The 17,160-nt window shown below is 44.9% G+C and carries 10 protein-coding genes; 5 read left to right on the forward strand and 5 right to left on the reverse strand.

The annotated features are described in order from the left end of the window. Nucleotides 1-100 precede the first annotated feature (100 nt). The 5 genes from ABIE27_RS20580 to ABIE27_RS20600 all read right to left on the reverse strand — a co-directional run bounded on the left by ABIE27_RS20580 (nt 101) and on the right by ABIE27_RS20600 (nt 12,035). Nucleotides 101-5,194, reverse strand: a complete 5,094-nt coding sequence (locus ABIE27_RS20580; RefSeq protein WP_429351372.1) for an Ig-like domain-containing protein — start codon at nt 5,192-5,194, stop codon at nt 101-103. Nucleotides 5,195-5,502: 308 nt separating this feature from the next. After that, nucleotides 5,503-8,556, reverse strand: coding sequence for an ATP-binding protein (locus ABIE27_RS20585; protein ID WP_429351373.1), 3,054 nt, complete (start codon nt 8,554-8,556; stop codon nt 5,503-5,505). Then, entirely contained in the window at nt 8,546-9,697 is a 1,152-nt protein-coding gene (locus tag ABIE27_RS20590; protein WP_123064878.1) for a response regulator, read from the reverse strand. The genes ABIE27_RS20585 and ABIE27_RS20590 overlap by 11 nt, the downstream gene beginning before the upstream one ends. Before the next feature lie 187 nt (nt 9,698-9,884). Then, complete coding sequence (locus tag ABIE27_RS20595; RefSeq protein WP_161556945.1) at nt 9,885-10,049, reverse strand: hypothetical protein; 165 nt, start codon at nt 10,047-10,049, stop codon at nt 9,885-9,887. A gap of 21 nt (nt 10,050-10,070) precedes the next feature. Continuing rightward, nucleotides 10,071-12,035, reverse strand: coding sequence for an ABC1 kinase family protein (locus tag ABIE27_RS20600; RefSeq protein WP_429351374.1), 1,965 nt, complete (start codon nt 12,033-12,035; stop codon nt 10,071-10,073). A 371-nt stretch (nt 12,036-12,406) separates the two neighbouring features. On the opposite strand from ABIE27_RS20600, the gene ABIE27_RS20605 reads away from it, so the two are divergent. The 5 genes from ABIE27_RS20605 to ABIE27_RS20625 all read left to right on the forward strand — a co-directional run bounded on the left by ABIE27_RS20605 (nt 12,407) and on the right by ABIE27_RS20625 (nt 17,142). Further along, nucleotides 12,407-12,823, forward strand: a complete 417-nt coding sequence (locus ABIE27_RS20605) for a MerR family transcriptional regulator (RefSeq protein ID WP_429351375.1) — start codon at nt 12,407-12,409, stop codon at nt 12,821-12,823. Beyond that, the gene (locus tag ABIE27_RS20610) at nt 12,823-13,329 is read left to right on the forward strand and encodes a hypothetical protein (RefSeq protein ID WP_429351376.1); all 507 of its coding nucleotides are present in this window, start codon (nt 12,823-12,825) and stop codon (nt 13,327-13,329) included. Before ABIE27_RS20605 ends, ABIE27_RS20610 begins: the two co-directional genes overlap by 1 nt. A 13-nt stretch (nt 13,330-13,342) precedes the next feature. Continuing rightward, on the forward strand, nt 13,343-13,927 hold the full coding sequence (gene clpP, locus ABIE27_RS20615; RefSeq protein ID WP_429351377.1) for an ATP-dependent Clp endopeptidase proteolytic subunit ClpP: 585 nt from the start codon (nt 13,343-13,345) through the stop codon (nt 13,925-13,927). 262 nt (nt 13,928-14,189) lie between these two features. Continuing rightward, the gene (locus tag ABIE27_RS20620; protein WP_429351378.1) at nt 14,190-15,074 is read left to right on the forward strand and encodes a GNAT family N-acetyltransferase; all 885 of its coding nucleotides are present in this window, start codon (nt 14,190-14,192) and stop codon (nt 15,072-15,074) included. Nucleotides 15,075-15,486: 412 nt separating this feature from the next. Further along, a complete protein-coding gene (locus ABIE27_RS20625) occupies nt 15,487-17,142 on the forward strand; it encodes a leucine-rich repeat domain-containing protein (RefSeq protein WP_429351379.1) in 1,656 nt (551 codons plus the stop codon). Nucleotides 17,143-17,160: the final 18 nt, after the last annotated feature.

Genomic DNA, 17,160 nt, shown 5'->3' on the forward strand with positions numbered 1-17,160 from the left:
TGCGCACAAAAAGCAGGTCATCTATGAGATAATCCAGACATTCCATGCCGTATAAAAAAGCAGAACAACAGGCTTATCCAGCCTATGTTCTGCTTTTGAATTAAATGAGATCCGACTTTTGCAACAAACGTCGCAACATGGTTGCAACCTCGGCACGAGTCATCTTGCCCTGTGGTACTAGTACAGATTGACTTCGACCTTGCACAAGGCCCGACTTCACACTATCCGCTGCCCCGATGCGTGCCCAAGAAGATACTGCAGTACCATCGTGGAAGCTCTGAAGCATTGCTTCTGGTGAATCGTCGTTCAGTTTGGCTTTCAGTCCGGTAATCTGCATTGCCTTCTCCAGAATGACCATTGCTTGTTCCCTGGTAATGGTGTCATCCGGACGGAAGGTACCATCTTCGTAACCGTTAATTAACCCATAGTTGTGCGCTGCCTGAATAGCCCCGCTATACCATTGCCCCAATTGGACATCTAAGAATGATGTGTCTCCACTCTCTGTACGAAGTCCCAGCCCACGAATAACCATCGTGGCGAACTCTGCACGGGTAACGGCTTGATCCGGATTGAACGTACCATCACTAAAACCTTCCACAATCATACGTGAGCCCATATCATTGACCGCATCCTTACCCCAGTGATGCACAACATCACTGAATTCCAAAGGGTGCCATACGACAGCATAGGTGCTGTTGGTCAGGCTGTTGATCTGAGCCTCGTATCTTCCATTGGTGTTAAGAACCTTGGTTGGCACATGACGCACGGAGCCATCAGGTTCTACGACAACACCAGTCGTAATTTTGGTTGGATCTACGCCTTCCGGAATCACAATCGATCTTCTGACGTAAACATCGAAATTTTTGATCTCGACAGATTGTTCTCCACGGATGGCGTTAACCATAAAGTTCAGTGGCGGAGCTACAAGCGTTAGCTCTTTCTGTGCCGTTGCTCGATTCACAATGTTCTGCTCTGCAGCCGTTGGGGATGCGATTTCAACCTGCACCTTGATAGCCTGCAAATCCGTCGCGCCTCCGATCTGTTTGGCTAACTCGGAAATACGAATCTGATCAGCAGGAACCATATATGACGCCTGATCCGTTTTGAACTCAAGAACAGCTTCGTAGTTTTCCATGGTCTGGATCATTTGACCCGTAAGTTCGCCTACAAAAACATCATACGATTGATTAATCGGGATCGTAACCACTGCATGTCGCCCTTCCTCAACCAATCTGTCATTAAGCTTTTTCTGATCAACCACAATCTTCAATGCCGTTTGCTGGTCCCGTTTGGTTACCGTTGCCTGTCCGGCACTCTCCGCCTTGCCATTCACCAAAATATCTACTCCCGTCGGAGCTGGTTGAGCTGGAGTATTAGACGGCCCAGGTGCAGTCGAGGTAGATGGTGTTCCGGGCGAATTGATTGGCGGTACGGAGGTTGCTGTTGGAACGACTGCATTGGATGAAGCTGATGGTGCACTTTTACCCGCTTCGTTTACTGCTTTTACCGTAAAAGTATACCTTGTTCCATTGCTTAATCCAGTAATTGTTATTGGACTAGCTTGACCTGTGACTTTCCGTTCTCCTGGTGATACGGTTACTTCGTATTCCTTGATTGGACTACCACCGTCATCGACAGGCGGGTTGAATTTCACGACAACTTGTCCATCACCCGGAGTTGCTGTAACATCCGTTGGGATCCCCGGGTTGTCTGAAGGGATCGCAGTAACCAGATTGGAAGCTTCACTAAGTCCACCCGCATTCTCTGCTTTTACCACAAAATAATATTTCGTTCCGTTAATCAAATCAGGGATTGTGTATGGCGACGTAGCCTGTTCATTCACTTCTACTCTATGATTTGGATCAGCATCCGTTGCCATATAGATTCGATACTTTGTGATATCCGGTTCCATATCCCATTTCAGCGTAACTTTACCATGCCCGCTCTCTGCCGTAAGATGACGAGGATTAGCTGGGGCATTTGGCAAGTTAACCGCCTGAGTGACGTTGAAAGTCACAGGCAACATGTGAACTGCCGTCAATGTTACCGTCGCCGTATATGTCCCTGCTGGCAAACCATCTATAGCATGCAAATTAAAACTTGTCTTATCGCCAGCTTCCAATTCCACCGCTGGTTGTGTGATAACAAAAGCATCCCGATCATTGCCTCCAAGAGATGCAGATAGATTAACCAACTTGCCAGTTCCGGTATGTTGAACAGGAACTGTAATCGTCTCCTGAGAACCTGAATCATAACCGAGCAGCACCGACTGCAAATTCTGATTTTCAATCCCAGCAATCGTATATGTCGGGGCCGCTGTGACCGTAAGGTTCATGTTTCCTTTTTTGCTGCTATCTACTGTAGAAGTCGCGGAAATGATATATTTACCCGGCTCCGCATCGGCAGCTACCGTAACGTAGCCTGTATCATCTACGTTAACCTTACTTTTGATGTCATTGCTGCTCCATGTTACCATCACATCAGCATCACCTGTAATATCCACGATGGCTTCCAACTGTCTACTCTCTCCCTGCATAAGGCTCGCCGTATCCGGATTTACAACCACACTGTTCACTGCAGGTGCATACGTTACCTTGATGGTTGCTGTTGCCGTTTTGGAAGAGTCGAACACCGAGCTTGCCATAATCGTGTAGTCTCCTGGTTCAGCATCCAAAGACACACTAACGTAGCCTGTATTACTCACCGTTACTTTGTTGCTATCGTCACTGCTGGTCCAATGTACCGTTGCATCCGCTCCACCAACAGCAGTTACCGTCGCAGCAAGCTGCATGCTTCTTCCTTGCGACACACGGGTGCTATCCGGTTGAATACTGATTTCCTGAATCGCTGGCGCATACGTAACAGTCACCGTTGACGTTCCTGCCTTGCTGCTATCCTCTACCGAAGTTGCCGTAATGATGTAATTGCCTGGTACCGCATCTGGTGCAACCGTTACGTTGCCTGTGTTGCTAACCAACACTTTACCGCTAATGTCGCTACTGCTCCACGTTACATCCGTCGAAGCTCCACCGACAACGTCTACACTCGCTCCCAACTGTAAGCTATCTCCTTGAACAATACTCGCAGGGTCAGGGGTCACGGTGACACCATGGACGGCTGGAGCATATATCACGGTAATGGTTGCCGTATCTGATTTGCTGCTGTCTATAGTTGAGGTCGCCGTAACGGAATAAAGACCAGGTACAGCATCGGGCGCAACAGTAACAAAGCCTGTCTCACTTACTGCAACCTTGTTATCCACATCACTGCTGCTCCACGTCACTGTCGTTGCAGCCCCGCCCACCGTGTCTACCGTTGCCAGAAGTTGTCTGCTCTCTCCCTGCATCATGCTGTCGGTGTTCGGGGTAACATTAACGCTCGTCACAGCAGGTGCGTATGCCACCGTAATGACTGCTGACCCTTTTTTACTGGTATCAAAGGTGGAAGTCGCCGTAATCGTGTAATCACCCGGCGCCGTATCCGCTGCAACGGCCACTTTTCCCGTCCCGTTTACGGTAACCTTATTATTTGTATCATCGCTGCTCCACGTCACTGTTGTCCGGGCTCCCCCTACAGATGCCACACTGGCCGTGAGCTGTGTACTCTCCCCTTGCAAAAGACTGGCCGTGCTTGGGTTTACAGTAACACTGTTGACAGCTGGCGCATAAGTCACCGTTACCGTAGCCGTTGCTTTTTTGCTGTTATCATGTGTTGAAGTTGCTGTAATCAAGTAATCACCTGGTGTTGCGTCCCGAGTGACCCTCACTATTCCCGCATTGTCTACGGTTACCTTGTTCGTAGTGTCGCTACTGCTCCACGTCACTGTCGTTGCCGCTTCCCCCACTGCATCCACACTGGCCGTTAGCTGTCTGCTCCCTCCCTGCTGAATACTAGCCGTAACAGGGGTCACAGTAACCCCGTTAACGCTAGGAGGAGGTGGGGGGGTGTATCTACCAGCACGAATATTCGTCACTGTTCTATCATTCTCACTCCATACTGCATAGAGAGCTTCGTTCATTGAAACGATTGAAGGCGTAGTAGCGGTTCTATCGCTATAGACATTCAAGCCACCATTTTTACCACTTTCCGCGAATGTCCACCCGTTGCCATCATATTTTTTCACACGGACTTTAAAAATAGGAATACCGTTTGCCCACACACCTGAATTTTCGGACCAGATGGCATATAATTCGTTGCTTAATGTTACTAACTTGACAGTGTTACTTCGTGCTCCCGGGGTTATACTTATTCCATTGTTACCATCGCCATCAATACTGGACCAGACACCGCCTTCAAACTTCTTCACACGAACTTGTTCGTCCGTGCTATTTATCGGTTCTGTCCAGGCCATATATAGGACATCGTTCATAGCAGTAAGAGAGGGATTAATCGGAAATCTCGCGGCAGATCTGTTTAATCCCACCCCTCCGTCGGCGACCGCCCAATTTGATCCGTCATACCTTAAAACACGTAATTGATAACTGGGACCGGTCATAAACTCGTACCACGCTGCGTATAAATCATCTCCCATAACAGTCATTATAGGAGTTCCGGCACCACTAGAAGGGTTGATGTTAAGCCCACCCGTTCCTCCACCATCAATACTTGTCCACGTGGTACCATCATACTTTTTGGCTCGTACTTTACTTGCTTCTGTCCAAATAGCGTATAATTCGCCTTTATACGCGGTCAGCTTGGGGCTAAGTGCGCTTACTGAGGGATCCACATTGATTCCAACGTTTGTGCCGCCTTCTGCATTCGTCCACAGGGTGCCATTATATTTTTTAACTCGAACCTGGTTATTATAAGATGCATTTCTTTCAAGCCAGGTTAAGTACAAAGCATTGTTGTACACCGCCAGCTCCGGAGATCCAACATCTCTGGTAACGTCTGCATTCAAACCGTTTATTGGATGGTTTCCATCAACACTCACCCAACCCGATCCATTAAACTTTTTAACCCGAATCTGGTAGATTGCAGGAGTCGTCTGGATTCGCTCACGCCATGCGACGTAAATCTCCCCGTTCCACTCGGCTATTGAAGGTGTTTCAGCAGGCATCGTTTGATTGACGTTAAGCCCATTTGCTCCGCCCCCATCAATGATCGACCAGCCACTGGATGCTGCCAAAGTCTTGTCACCGCCAATCATCAAAGATGGTATTAAGAGAATCATGGCTAAAAACAAATGTGCCATTCTTCGAATAGTGCTGTATCTCTTCCTTTTTGTGCTCTCTAAAAATACCACGTATCGATCCCCCCATTATCTCGCTCTATTATTTCATCTATTACATTCAGCTCACTCAGCATAGCTTAAAGCACCTTAAAAAAACCTTAAAAAACCGACTCGATTCGACAAAATTTTACATTAATTTAAGGTATAAGATATTTTTCCTGTCTCATTCACTGCATTTTTTACAACAAAATAGCCCCATCGTTTACACGATAGGACTATTTACTTGGACATACTGGGATATACTTGGGAAACATTCAATTATATCTTGTTTAAGACTGCACATCAGGAATGCGGAAAGCAACACTCATTCCAACTCCTGGCTCGCTTGTTATCTCCAGTGCAGTGCCGTATTCAAATCGTAATCGCTTATCAATATTTCTTAATCCAACACCTTGCTGACTGCTCGGTTTAATTGGCTCAAGCAACTGTTGCTTGAGCTCGTGGGAAACTCCTCCCCCGTCATCGCTTACAGTGAATACCCAATATGCCTCTGATCTCACCGCTGTCAATGTAACCTTACCGCCATTGATCTGATCACCAATGCCATGGCGAATGGCGTTCTCCACTAATGGCTGGAGCATTAACGGTAGCATTTGTACCTGATAAGCAGCCTCGGGTATTTCGTACTCGAAACAGATGCGACCTCTAAATCTGGCCTGCTCGATCTCCACATACGTTTGAATCAGGCTGAACTCCTCTGCAAATGCGATCCGTTCATCCGTATTACTGAACCGAAAACTGCCCCGCAAGTAATCAGCTAGTGAAACAATCATGTTCCGTGCATGTTCCACATCCGTATAACTGGAAGACACAATGCTATTAAGCACGTTGTATAGAAAATGTGGTTTGATCTGTGATTGAAGAAAAGCCACTTCCATATCGACTGCACGTCCCAGCGATTCTTTCATGGCGAGCAGGCTGCCGATTCGAGCTTTCAGCTCCTCAAGATCAAACGGCTTGGGAAGATAATCGTTGGCTCCCACCTGGAAGGCAGCCACTTTGTCTTGCGGCTGAAACGCGGCAGTGACCATCAGTACGGGCAACTCCAACAAGGTATAGCGCTTGCGGATTTCCTGGCAGACTTCGTATCCGGACATGCCCGGCATCATCAGATCCAGAATCACAAGATCAATTCTCCCCGGCCGCTCGATCTCACGAAGTGCCTCCCCTCCACTTTTGACAGCAATGACCCGGTAGTCCAAAGATTGAAGGGTGTCCAGCAGTACCTTTAGATTCACATACTGATCATCCACAATTAATACGGTGCGTTTACCTTCAGAATTCATAATATGTGGGGTTGGGAACGAGTAATCGCTCCTCACAGGTGGTGGGTAAGGGGCGGACATATCGTCCAGAGCCTCGCTGAACTTACCGTTTGAATCTGCCATTGGCAGAGTGAAGATGAAGGTTGTCCCGATTCCCTGTGTGGAATGCACACTCAGCATGCCCCCTTGCAATTCTACCAGTTGCTTGGCAATGCTCAAACCCAAACCTGTGCCCCGATTCTCTGTGCCATCAATCGTTTTGAATGGTTCAAATATATATGGCATATCTTCGGGGTGAATACCTGCTCCCGTATCTCTAACTTCATAAAGCAACATACCTCTGTGCTCTCTTCCTGTAACTACAATCGTTCCTTTATCCGTGTGCTTGATGGCATTATCCAGCAAATTCCCAATGATCTGGCTTAACCTTGATTCATCGCCATATGCATGAGGCAATCCTGTCGGCACCTGATTTACGAGTTCTACTTCCTTTTCCATACTTAGATAAGCATAGAAACGGACCTGCATCTCCACAACCGAGCATACATCGACAGCTGACCGCTCAATCCTGAGCTGGCCCTGCTTCAGCTTGGACAAATCTAGAATATCGTAGACAAGCTGAGACAGCTTTCTCGTGATATCGATCATTAACTGAAGCTTTTCCTGTTGATCAGCCCCTGGTGGATTCTTTACATCCTCAAGCATAGACCTGGATATATTCATCACGCCGTGAAGAGGCGTCTTGAATTCATGCGAGGTACGTGCCAGAAAATCATCCTTATGTTTGTCTGCTTCCAGCAGTTGCCCGGAGAGCTCTTCAATTCTCTTGAAAGCGTTGGAGAAGCGGAGCGACATCAACAGCGCGAGCATGAGCAGCACAAAAAACGGCTCGACAGGCGCCAAAGAATAGATCGGAACGCCAAAATAAACATTCAGGTTCTGGTTGAGCACCAGTGCGTTCAAAGCCATAGCTGCCACAGCAAGATACCAACTTCCAGCTACCTTGTTCAGGACGGCGTAGACAAACACATACGTTGCATACAACAAAGAAAATGTGACGTACAGCGATGTCAGAAGACGGAATACCCCCGTCGTAATCTGTGCTGCAAAACCCATATGCAGAAGCAACAGGGTTGCACCTGCGACCAGACCTGCTTTGGTAAGCCATTTGTAGCTGTAAGAACGAAAGGCGGTATACACATATAGGAAAAATCCTGCACCAACTCCGACAGTCAGCACCATCTGAATACGAAAATATAACCAAAATGGAACTGGACCAATGGCATCGAATAGCACTCTTTCCCCGCTTACACTCGTAAACGCGGCAATAAATACACAAACAAGTCCAAATACAACAAGGGAATGATCATTTCTGCGCTGTGAAAACAACCCGATAAAATACAGTCCCATAATCAGAAAAGCTGTAAGCACGATCCAGTCATGAGCCGTTGCACGGTCACGGATGCTTGAAATCTGGTCTGCCTTACCGAATTGTATCGATTCACTGATCCCGCTATTAACCTTAAATTCATGATTGGCAACTTCAACAAGAAGTTCATTCCATCCTGGCTTTAGCGTAAAATAGCTTACATAAGGCTTGTTAAGTGCCCAATACTTGTTACTTGGACCAGGCTGCCCGCTGGAGCCAACGACTTGTCCATTGATAATCAGCCTGTTGGAGATGAGTATAGAGGCTGTTTTCAACCCATATACGGCGCTGTCATCATCAACCAGAATCTTTAGTCGGTAAGTAGCTGTCCCAAGTGTACCCATTTGTTTGGACCATGTTCCCGGAACTTGAATGAATTGGGCAGATTTCCCCTCTTTACTCTGTGTTCCAAAAGGATGGCTAAAGAAAAGACGATGCGGATAAAACGCCCATTCCCCGTCAAGCCGAACCACACCTTCCGTTTCGAAATCCCATTGTCTCAAGTCCATAACACCGTTTGTTGCAATCGGCATCGGTTTTTTATTGAATGTAAAATAGGTTAAAAGTAATCCGTAGGTGGCCAACAACATGGCTATGGTGATCAGTACTGCACATAGTTTACGTCTCATTGAACGCTGCGCTCCGATCTTTCAGCATTTGCTGAACCAGCAGCATCGTTTCATCCTCCAGTTCTGTTCCCAGCTGAACACGAACAGCCTGTTCCAACTGCAAACATACACGATGCGCTTCACTTCGGTTCCCGAGTTCAAGCTGAACTCGGATTAACGCACGGCCATCAACCTCGGAATCGGGCATCAGTGCCATCACACGCTGCAAGCTATCTGCTGCAAGCGAAAGTTTGCCTTGGCTTCGAAAATACATATGCCATCTGCGAAGTGCATGCACATACTGTGACCTGATCTCCGACTGTCTGGCAGAAGCCCATCCAAAATCGCATGCTTCCATATAATCACCGGTATACATCCGATTCATCTGATCATAGTTTCTCTCACTTAATGACTCTTCGGAAAGTATTTGAATAAGTAGGTTCTCAAATGCAGAAGCATCCACTGTCATTTCATTCAGTTCAGCAGTAAACCCCTGATTCCCTTTACTAATATGGATCGGAACCTCATGCTCCGCCAAACTTCTGCGAAGATAGGACAAACAGGTGTATAGATACGTTTTAGCTTTCACGAGATCGTATCCCGGCCACAGTGCCTCAATAATCACAGGAGCGTTAACACGTTTCCCTTCATGATGGATTAGAAATGCGCAAAGCTCCCGTTCTTTTTTCGTTTTCCACACGATTTCCTTAGGTTCACCAGGCAATATAATCTGAAATCCTCCAAGGCACTGCACAAGCGGAATAGAACCTATGTTGGCTTCAGGCCGATTGGCAGGTTCCTGCAAATGTTTATTGATGCGTGTCAGTGTACTCTGTAATCGCCCCGTTGTAAAAGGCTTTAGCAAATAATCCGTTGATTCAATCTCGAATGCTTCTACCGCAAATTCTGCATAGGCTGTTGTAAATACGATGGGCATTTCAGGAAACATACTTCGGATGTGACGAGCTGCTTGTGTTCCCTTCATTCCCGGCATCTGAATATCCAGAAATACGGCATCTACCGTTATTTTTTTAAAATCCTCTAGAGCCTGAATGGGGTTCAAGTATCTTCCGACGATTTCCACATTCCCAATCTGACCCAGCAAAATTTCAAGCAAATCGAGTGCAGCTTCTTCATCGTCAATCAACATGACACGTATCATCGGGTTCATTCTCCTCTTCCGTTCATGCTAAAGGTTGGCGGCTTTTTATTATAATACTTATCGGGTATTCGACTTGATCCTTTTAGATGAAACAGGGATTAAAACGTCCTACAAGTTGAAAAAGAAAAATAACCCGAACTCAGGTAAGTTCAGGCCGTTCATTTTTGCAAACAGAATATTCCTTGAATTACAACCTTCCATAATTCCGAAGCACCGATAACGTAAAAATCGTATTATACGCCTGCCAATGCTTCAAGCCATGCTCATCGCTCCAGCCACCGTCTTCACGTTGTGAGGACTCCAAGTCATTCAGAAATTTGTTTAATAATTCCTTGGGCATGGTAGCCTTCATTCTGTCTAATTCCTACCTTACTTACACCTTCGGTTTCAACTGTTTAATTACAGCCATGATCAATATGATCATGCCTACTCCAAAACCAGATATGGATAACGGAGCAAGTAAAAACCGCATCGATTCACCATGCACCACAAAGCTGGCAAGCATGACAACCATACAGATTACCGTGAAGATCCCTACGGTCAGAGTGCCCATAAAATCATGCAGTGAATGATTTTCCTCACGAGCAATCATAATTTTATTGTCCTTCAGAATAGGCAACTCCAATAACTTCGGAATGTAATCCGTTATCTGCTCTTTGACCTTTGTTAAACGCTCTTTGACTACTTGTCCTTTATCCATATGGGTTGCGTAAGATTGACTGGCTGCGGATAAAGAATACGTATCATCTACAGATGACAGCGTCCCATCCAACGTAATGATGGCTCTGAATGCCCCGGCAATCGTAGGTTTTAACGACATCCCCATCTCCGTGATCATGGACATCATTCGTTTCATCATGACACTTGTCGGGTCTGGTGAGAAAGACGCTTCGGACAAAAGTCGGCTCAGACGCTGTTCAATCAACTTTTCATCCAGCAAATGCCCATCCTCACAAACTCGTGTCAAACCATACGCCATCTCTTTCGTATCTCGATTGCTGTATCCCATCAGGAAGCTTAACATCCCGCCCCGTTCTTCATCCGTTAAGTAACCCACTGAACCGAAGTCGATCAGTGCAACCTCTCCATCAGCGGTCAGCATCAGATTTCCGGGGTGCGGGTCTGCATGAAAGATACCTATCACTAGAATCTGATCCAAAAACGCGTGCATCACCCTCTCCGAAACATCGCTTGTCACTGCTTTCGTGAAGCTGGTTCCTTCGATATATTCCATGGTTAAGATCTGTTTTGTCGAATACTCCGAATGGATCTCGGGGACACGGATACGAATGTTGTGTTCTTCGAATGCTTTGCGGATTAGATTCGTATTCAAGGCTTCAATATCAAAATCCGTTTCCTCGATCAAATTCTGTTTGAACCCTTCAGCAAGCTGAATTAATCCAAGTCTTTTGATTTTGACAGAGCGCTCGGATAGCCATGATACAAACTGGATTAAAATATCCAAATCGACCGTCATTTTCTGCTTTACATCAGGTCTTAAAATTTTGACAACAACCATCTCTCCCGTCGACTTCAGCTTCGCCAGATGAACTTGTCCAATCGAAGCCGCTGCTATGGGTTCCATGCCAAAGGATTCATACGTTTCATCCATATTGCCGATTTTGGTGTCGATAATCACTTTCAGCTCCTGTGGGCTTAGCGGTTTCACCTGATCATGTAAACTGGAGAAGGCTTGGATGTAGTTTGCAGGTAACATGTCCTTTTTGGTCGATAACACCTGGGCAAACTTCACGAATACACCACCCATGTTATCCAGTACCTCAGCAATAACATATGGCAGTTTGGCATGATCCTGCTGAATCAAATGAGCCAAACCTTTGCGTGAAATAATCCAGAACATATGCATCATCCGCCGCCAGGCACGAACTTTATTCAAGATATACAGGAGCGGATTGGTCGCCTGCAATATTTTAAAATTAAACAGGTTAAGAAGCATATAGGCATAGCACGCGGTGAATATAACAAGCAACGGATAATAGATAAACATGACTCTAAGAATCTCGGCATCTGGTGGTGTTGTCTTTTGATTAAAATATGTAAAAGAAAGGACGAGCGTTACGATCGATGTACTGAATAATACCGCCAAGCTCAGCTTCAACTGGTTGCTTTTGAACGTGCTGATATTCCCGATGATAAAGTAAACCAGAAACGCCGCCACCAAAATACTGCTCAGATAAAATTGCTCCAGCACCTGAAGTAACATACTCACCACAAGAGCACTGGCGAACGAGATCAGCACTTTATGTTTCCTGTTGAAGAACGACGTCAGCAACATGAATACAATGAAACACACGAGTAATGTAACAAAAAAGAACATCTTACATCCCACCTGTTATGTAATGGTAATGAATGAATAGTAAGTAATTTGAATTCAATGGAGAAGTACTCCACATGATTGCGGGTGCACGTCATTCTTGAAATGACTCCTTAACTCTTGCACAGCTTGTACACATCTAGCACGTCCTCCATCAATATAACACATCAAGCTTGACTTGGGACGGTGATAAAAGAAAGGACAACTATAGCTTATTTAGGATAGCATCCAGTATACATCTCTCCTCTCTTGCAAATATGCAATCCCCAATAAAGGTTGAATGTTTTATTTTGACAAACGAATTATGTTACAGTAAACTGTAAACAATACAGTTAACTGTAACACTAACAGTTTAATGTCATAGGAGGTGTGTCATGAATAGTTATACAGCTAAACAAGTCGCTGAAATTCTCCAGCAAGATGAGCCGCGTATAAATCTGCGAACCGTGAGGTACTACACCCAAATCGGAATGGTACCTCCGCTTGAATTAGTAGGCAACAAAAGAGTTTACACGGATAACCATCTTCATCATTTTCGCGCAATCGTCACCCTATCCAGAACGGGTGAGACTCTGGCCTCCATTCAGGAAACCTTAAAGAAACTTTCGATGGAAGACATCGAGAAAATTAGCCAGCAAATTACGTTATATGAACCAAGCCGCATTATTGAGAACGAAACACTCAAGATTACAGACGATGTTATTATCACGATTAGTCCTCGAATATCTGCGGAGGTCAAACAAAGAGTCATCGAATCTGTATCACAAGCACTAAGGGGTGAACATCTATAATGCTTGATATTCAATTCGCGAAGTCCAAGATGGAAAACGAAGAAGGTATGAATCATCTATGGGTACAACTCCATCCAGAAGATCTAACCCAGACGCCTGAAATCAAGATCCAGTTGCCAGAAGGAATGTATCGTTCCAAGAACCTGAATGGTCTGGTCGAGAATGATCAAGGACATATCGTGGTGGATGTTCCTTACCAAGATGTGATCATAGAAATTTTTACGCAAGATGCTGTTCCATGCGGTGAAATGACCATCGTAGTAAGCCTGCTGACAGCAGAAACAACTGTACATCAACACATTTCGATTCAAATTGTCTCTGAAGAAGAGATGGATACAGCCGAGATTAATGAGCACGTTGTTGAACGAGTCAAAGCCTTAAGCAATACCCCTCCTACCAATGATGATGACGAAGATAACAGTAATATTGTTTACATTCAGCCAAAGATATTGGAACAAAGGATTTCTCATCTCGAAAAGAATTATCGCATTGACTATGGATACTAAAGGGGTAATCACTATGAATCTGATTCCTTACGTTGTCGAACAATCCTCCCGCGGGGAACGCACCTACGATATATACTCCAGGCTACTACAAGACCGGATCTTGTTTGTATCTGGGGAAATCACAGACGCGTTGGCCAATAGCGTTATAGCACAGTTGCTCTATTTGGATGCCATGGATTCGGAAAAAGACATCCATATGTACATCAATTCACCGGGTGGTTCCATTACAGCAGGTATGGGCATCTACGATGCCATGCATTTGGTTAAAGCCGATGTTTCTACACTATGTGTTGGCATGGCTGCATCTATGGGTGCCTTTTTACTATCTAATGGTGCAAAAGGTAAACGATTCGCGCTTCCGAACAGCGAAATTATGATTCATCAACCGCTTGGCGGAGCACAAGGTCAAGCCTCAGATATTGCTATTAGCGCTAAACGCATTATTCGATTACGGGATAACATCAACAATATTCTATCTGGGCAAACAGGCCAGCCCTTGGAGAACATTGAACGAGATACCGACAGAGACAATTTTATGAATGCGCATGAAGCCAAAGATTACGGTTTGATTGACAGGGTACTCTATGTAGCACAATAAATGCCGAATGGGTGGATGGTGCTTCCCCTATGCTTCAATTACAGCCGTTGCCGAAGTTACAGACGATCAAGAAGATACATAAATTTACGATTACTAATCAAGAGCCGCGCCTTATTGGCGGTTCTTTTCTTTTGTTATTAACATAACAGGAGGATATGAAATGAAGGGGTTTAAACGTTATTTGCCGAATAATATACTGGTAGAAATGTAAGAGGAATTGGGCTTATTAACATACATAGAAAAAAGCTAAGGAGAACATATCATGAAGGATTTGAAATTTACGAAAAATTATAAAAACAATGACACACTTCGGAACAGTTTTTTTGAACTCGCTGCGAGTACATTTGATATCCATTTTGAAAATTGGTACCAACATGGTTGCTGGGGCGAAGGATACATTCCTTTCTCGTTTGTAGATGGAGATCAGGTCGTTGCCAACGCATCTGTCAATATCCTTGAGCTGATCATCCACGGAGAGAAGAAAAAAGCAATCCAAATTGGCACGGTGATGACACATCCCGACTACCGCGGGAAAGGACTATCTGCGCGTTTAATGAACAAAATTTTGGAGGAATACGAAAACAAGTACGATCTCATGTACCTTTTTGCCAATGAATCCGTTCTTGATTTCTATCCCAAGTTTGGGTTCAAAGCTGTAGAAGAACATTTATTTTCAATGGACTTTCATTTTACAGCTAACCCATTAGAATCTGCGAACCTGCGGAAACTAGATGTAACTGACGCAGAGGATTTACATCTTATTCAACAATTCGCATCGCAACGCTTGCCTGTTTCCAAACGGTTTGCAACCGATCATACCCCTGGCATATTCATGTTTTATTGCTTGAATGTACTTAGTGATAATATTTATTATTTGGAAAACGAAAACGTCATTGTCATTTATCAGAAAGAAGACAACAATATCGACCTCTTCGATGTTGTCAGCTTAAATGAAATCAATATGAAAGATATTCTGAATAAGATTGCCGGTGCAGATACCGAGAAAGTGACGTTCCATTTTACACCGGATGAAAATAAAGATATGGAATTCATAAGTTCAATCAACAATGATGGCTTATTTGTAAAAAACCATGGTGATAACCTCTATCCTGTGCACGTTAAACATCCGATTACATCCATCGCTTAGTGGGCTATTTAATGATGCTTATCTTCATAATAACTACCCTCGTTCAAACTTAAAAATAGACCACAAAGGAGCAGGTTCCCCCTGCTCCTTCTCTATGTGAAACTTCGTTCTCATATTGAACGTAACACTTCAGAACGATAAACTATAGTGTGAGCCAGTTCAGTATGATCTTACAATCATCATTATGAAGGAGGAGGCATCCGTGGCATTTATTCCGTTAAACTGTCCCAATTGCAACGGAAGAATTGAATACAAGGAGGGGCAAGTTTTAAAGTGTCCGTATTGTGAAACAGAGCTTTTGTTGAAGCAAAATCATGTCTACTATGTAGACCAAACCATTAATCATTACCACGGAACGCCTCCTAAGGTAGCGCCGAAGCCAAACGTCTCCGTAAGGCTATTACTGATACTGATGTTCATCCTATCGGGTGCGATCGGTGCTTATTTTTACTACAGTACAAGTTCCACGCTTCAAAAAACAGAAGCCAATCTGCCTGTACGCAAGATGCCGGAAAGCGAGGTTCTGCTCTCCTTTTTGCGGGATATCTTTGATAAAGGGTCTGCCTTGCCGACAGAAGAGGAACTCGCTCGTGTGCGCTATTTGACCGTAGATTATCTGGATAGTGACCAATGGCAGTTTACCTATAGTTTCTCCGATCCCTTCAGCGATGAAAAGGCCGAGAAGATCACTTATGTTACTCAGGACAAGAAGCTGAATGCACAGAAGATCGATCAGCGAGATTTTGAAGCTTTTACGGGACTTACAGCGCTCGACCTGACGGGAACCTATGAAATTGCCCAGACGGATCAAACCACGTTTGCTCACATGTCTGGACTGAAAAGCTATGGTGGCGCTTTTAACGAATCCTTTAATTCGTTTTCCAGCTACTTTGGTGACAAGTCTAAAATTACGCACCTTTCTACCCAGCTTCGCAGCAACCAGGAATTAGCCTTACTGTTGGAATTTCCTAACCTGAACTCTTTATCGATTACCTATGTCGATGAGTCTATAACGGATTTTCACTTGTTAAACAAACTGCCGCTCAAATCCCTGTCGCTCACTTTTGTCAATGAATTGGGATGGTTATCGTCCATGACCGGGCTGACATCCTTATCCATCAACTACAGTGAAACCACAGACTTGCAGCCGTTATACGCCTTAACCCAGCTTCAAGAACTTCAGCTTTCGTATTTGAACAACGTAAAGTCCATCGACTTTGTGCAAAATATGCCTGCTCTACAGAAGCTAGACATCGAGAGTTTAAACTTTTCCAGTTTGGAACCGCTCGCCGGTAAAACCTCGATTACCAAACTGCGCCTTGCTTCCTTAAGCAAGCTTAGCTCGGTAAAGGCCATAAATAGCCTGTCCTCTTTGCGGGAATTGAGGTTATCTGGGTACTACGAGAATGCGGAAGCGCTGACCTTGCCTAATGCAGTACAAGTGGAAATTCCGGGTGCCTTTCTCCCCGAACTTAAGGCACCTACTGTTACCAGCCTGACGCTCCGTGGGGGAAGTGGGGAGTTAAATCTGGCTACACTAGGGAAATTCTCGAAGCTAGAACAGCTTTTCCTTTCGGAGATCAGTGATATCACTCGTCTAAACGCTCTGGATCGCTTACCTCGCTTACAGAAACTAAACATTGATGATTCATCATTGTACAGTGAAAGTGATGCCTTATTTCGTTTGAAGCAGGTGAAATCGCTGGTGTGCTCTGAATGCAGGCTGAATTTCGAACAAAAGGTAGGCGCGGAGAACAAAGTGCTTGAGCACCTAACCTTAGAGGAGCCTTATTTTAGCATAAACAATGCATCCGTCAGTGAAGTGGACCAGATGATGCCTTACTTTGCCAAGCTGTCCGCTCTGCGTTCCTTTACCCTACAAGACAGTAACCTAGCTTCGCTTGAATTTATGAGCAACTGGCGAGCCATTGAAGAACTCCATCTCGAAAACAATGCCATTTCCAATGCGGAGATCTTAAGCAAGCTGCCCAATCTGAAAAAAGTATATCTATCCGGCAATTCGGTTCAGAACAAGTCTGTGCTTGGAACGGACGTGAAGGTATATTAGCCAATTGTACAGATATCA

Origin of the sequence: Paenibacillus sp. 4624, assembly GCF_050435065.1 — a bacterium.
In the GTDB taxonomy this organism is placed as follows: domain Bacteria; phylum Bacillota; class Bacilli; order Paenibacillales; family Paenibacillaceae; genus Paenibacillus; species Paenibacillus amylolyticus_D.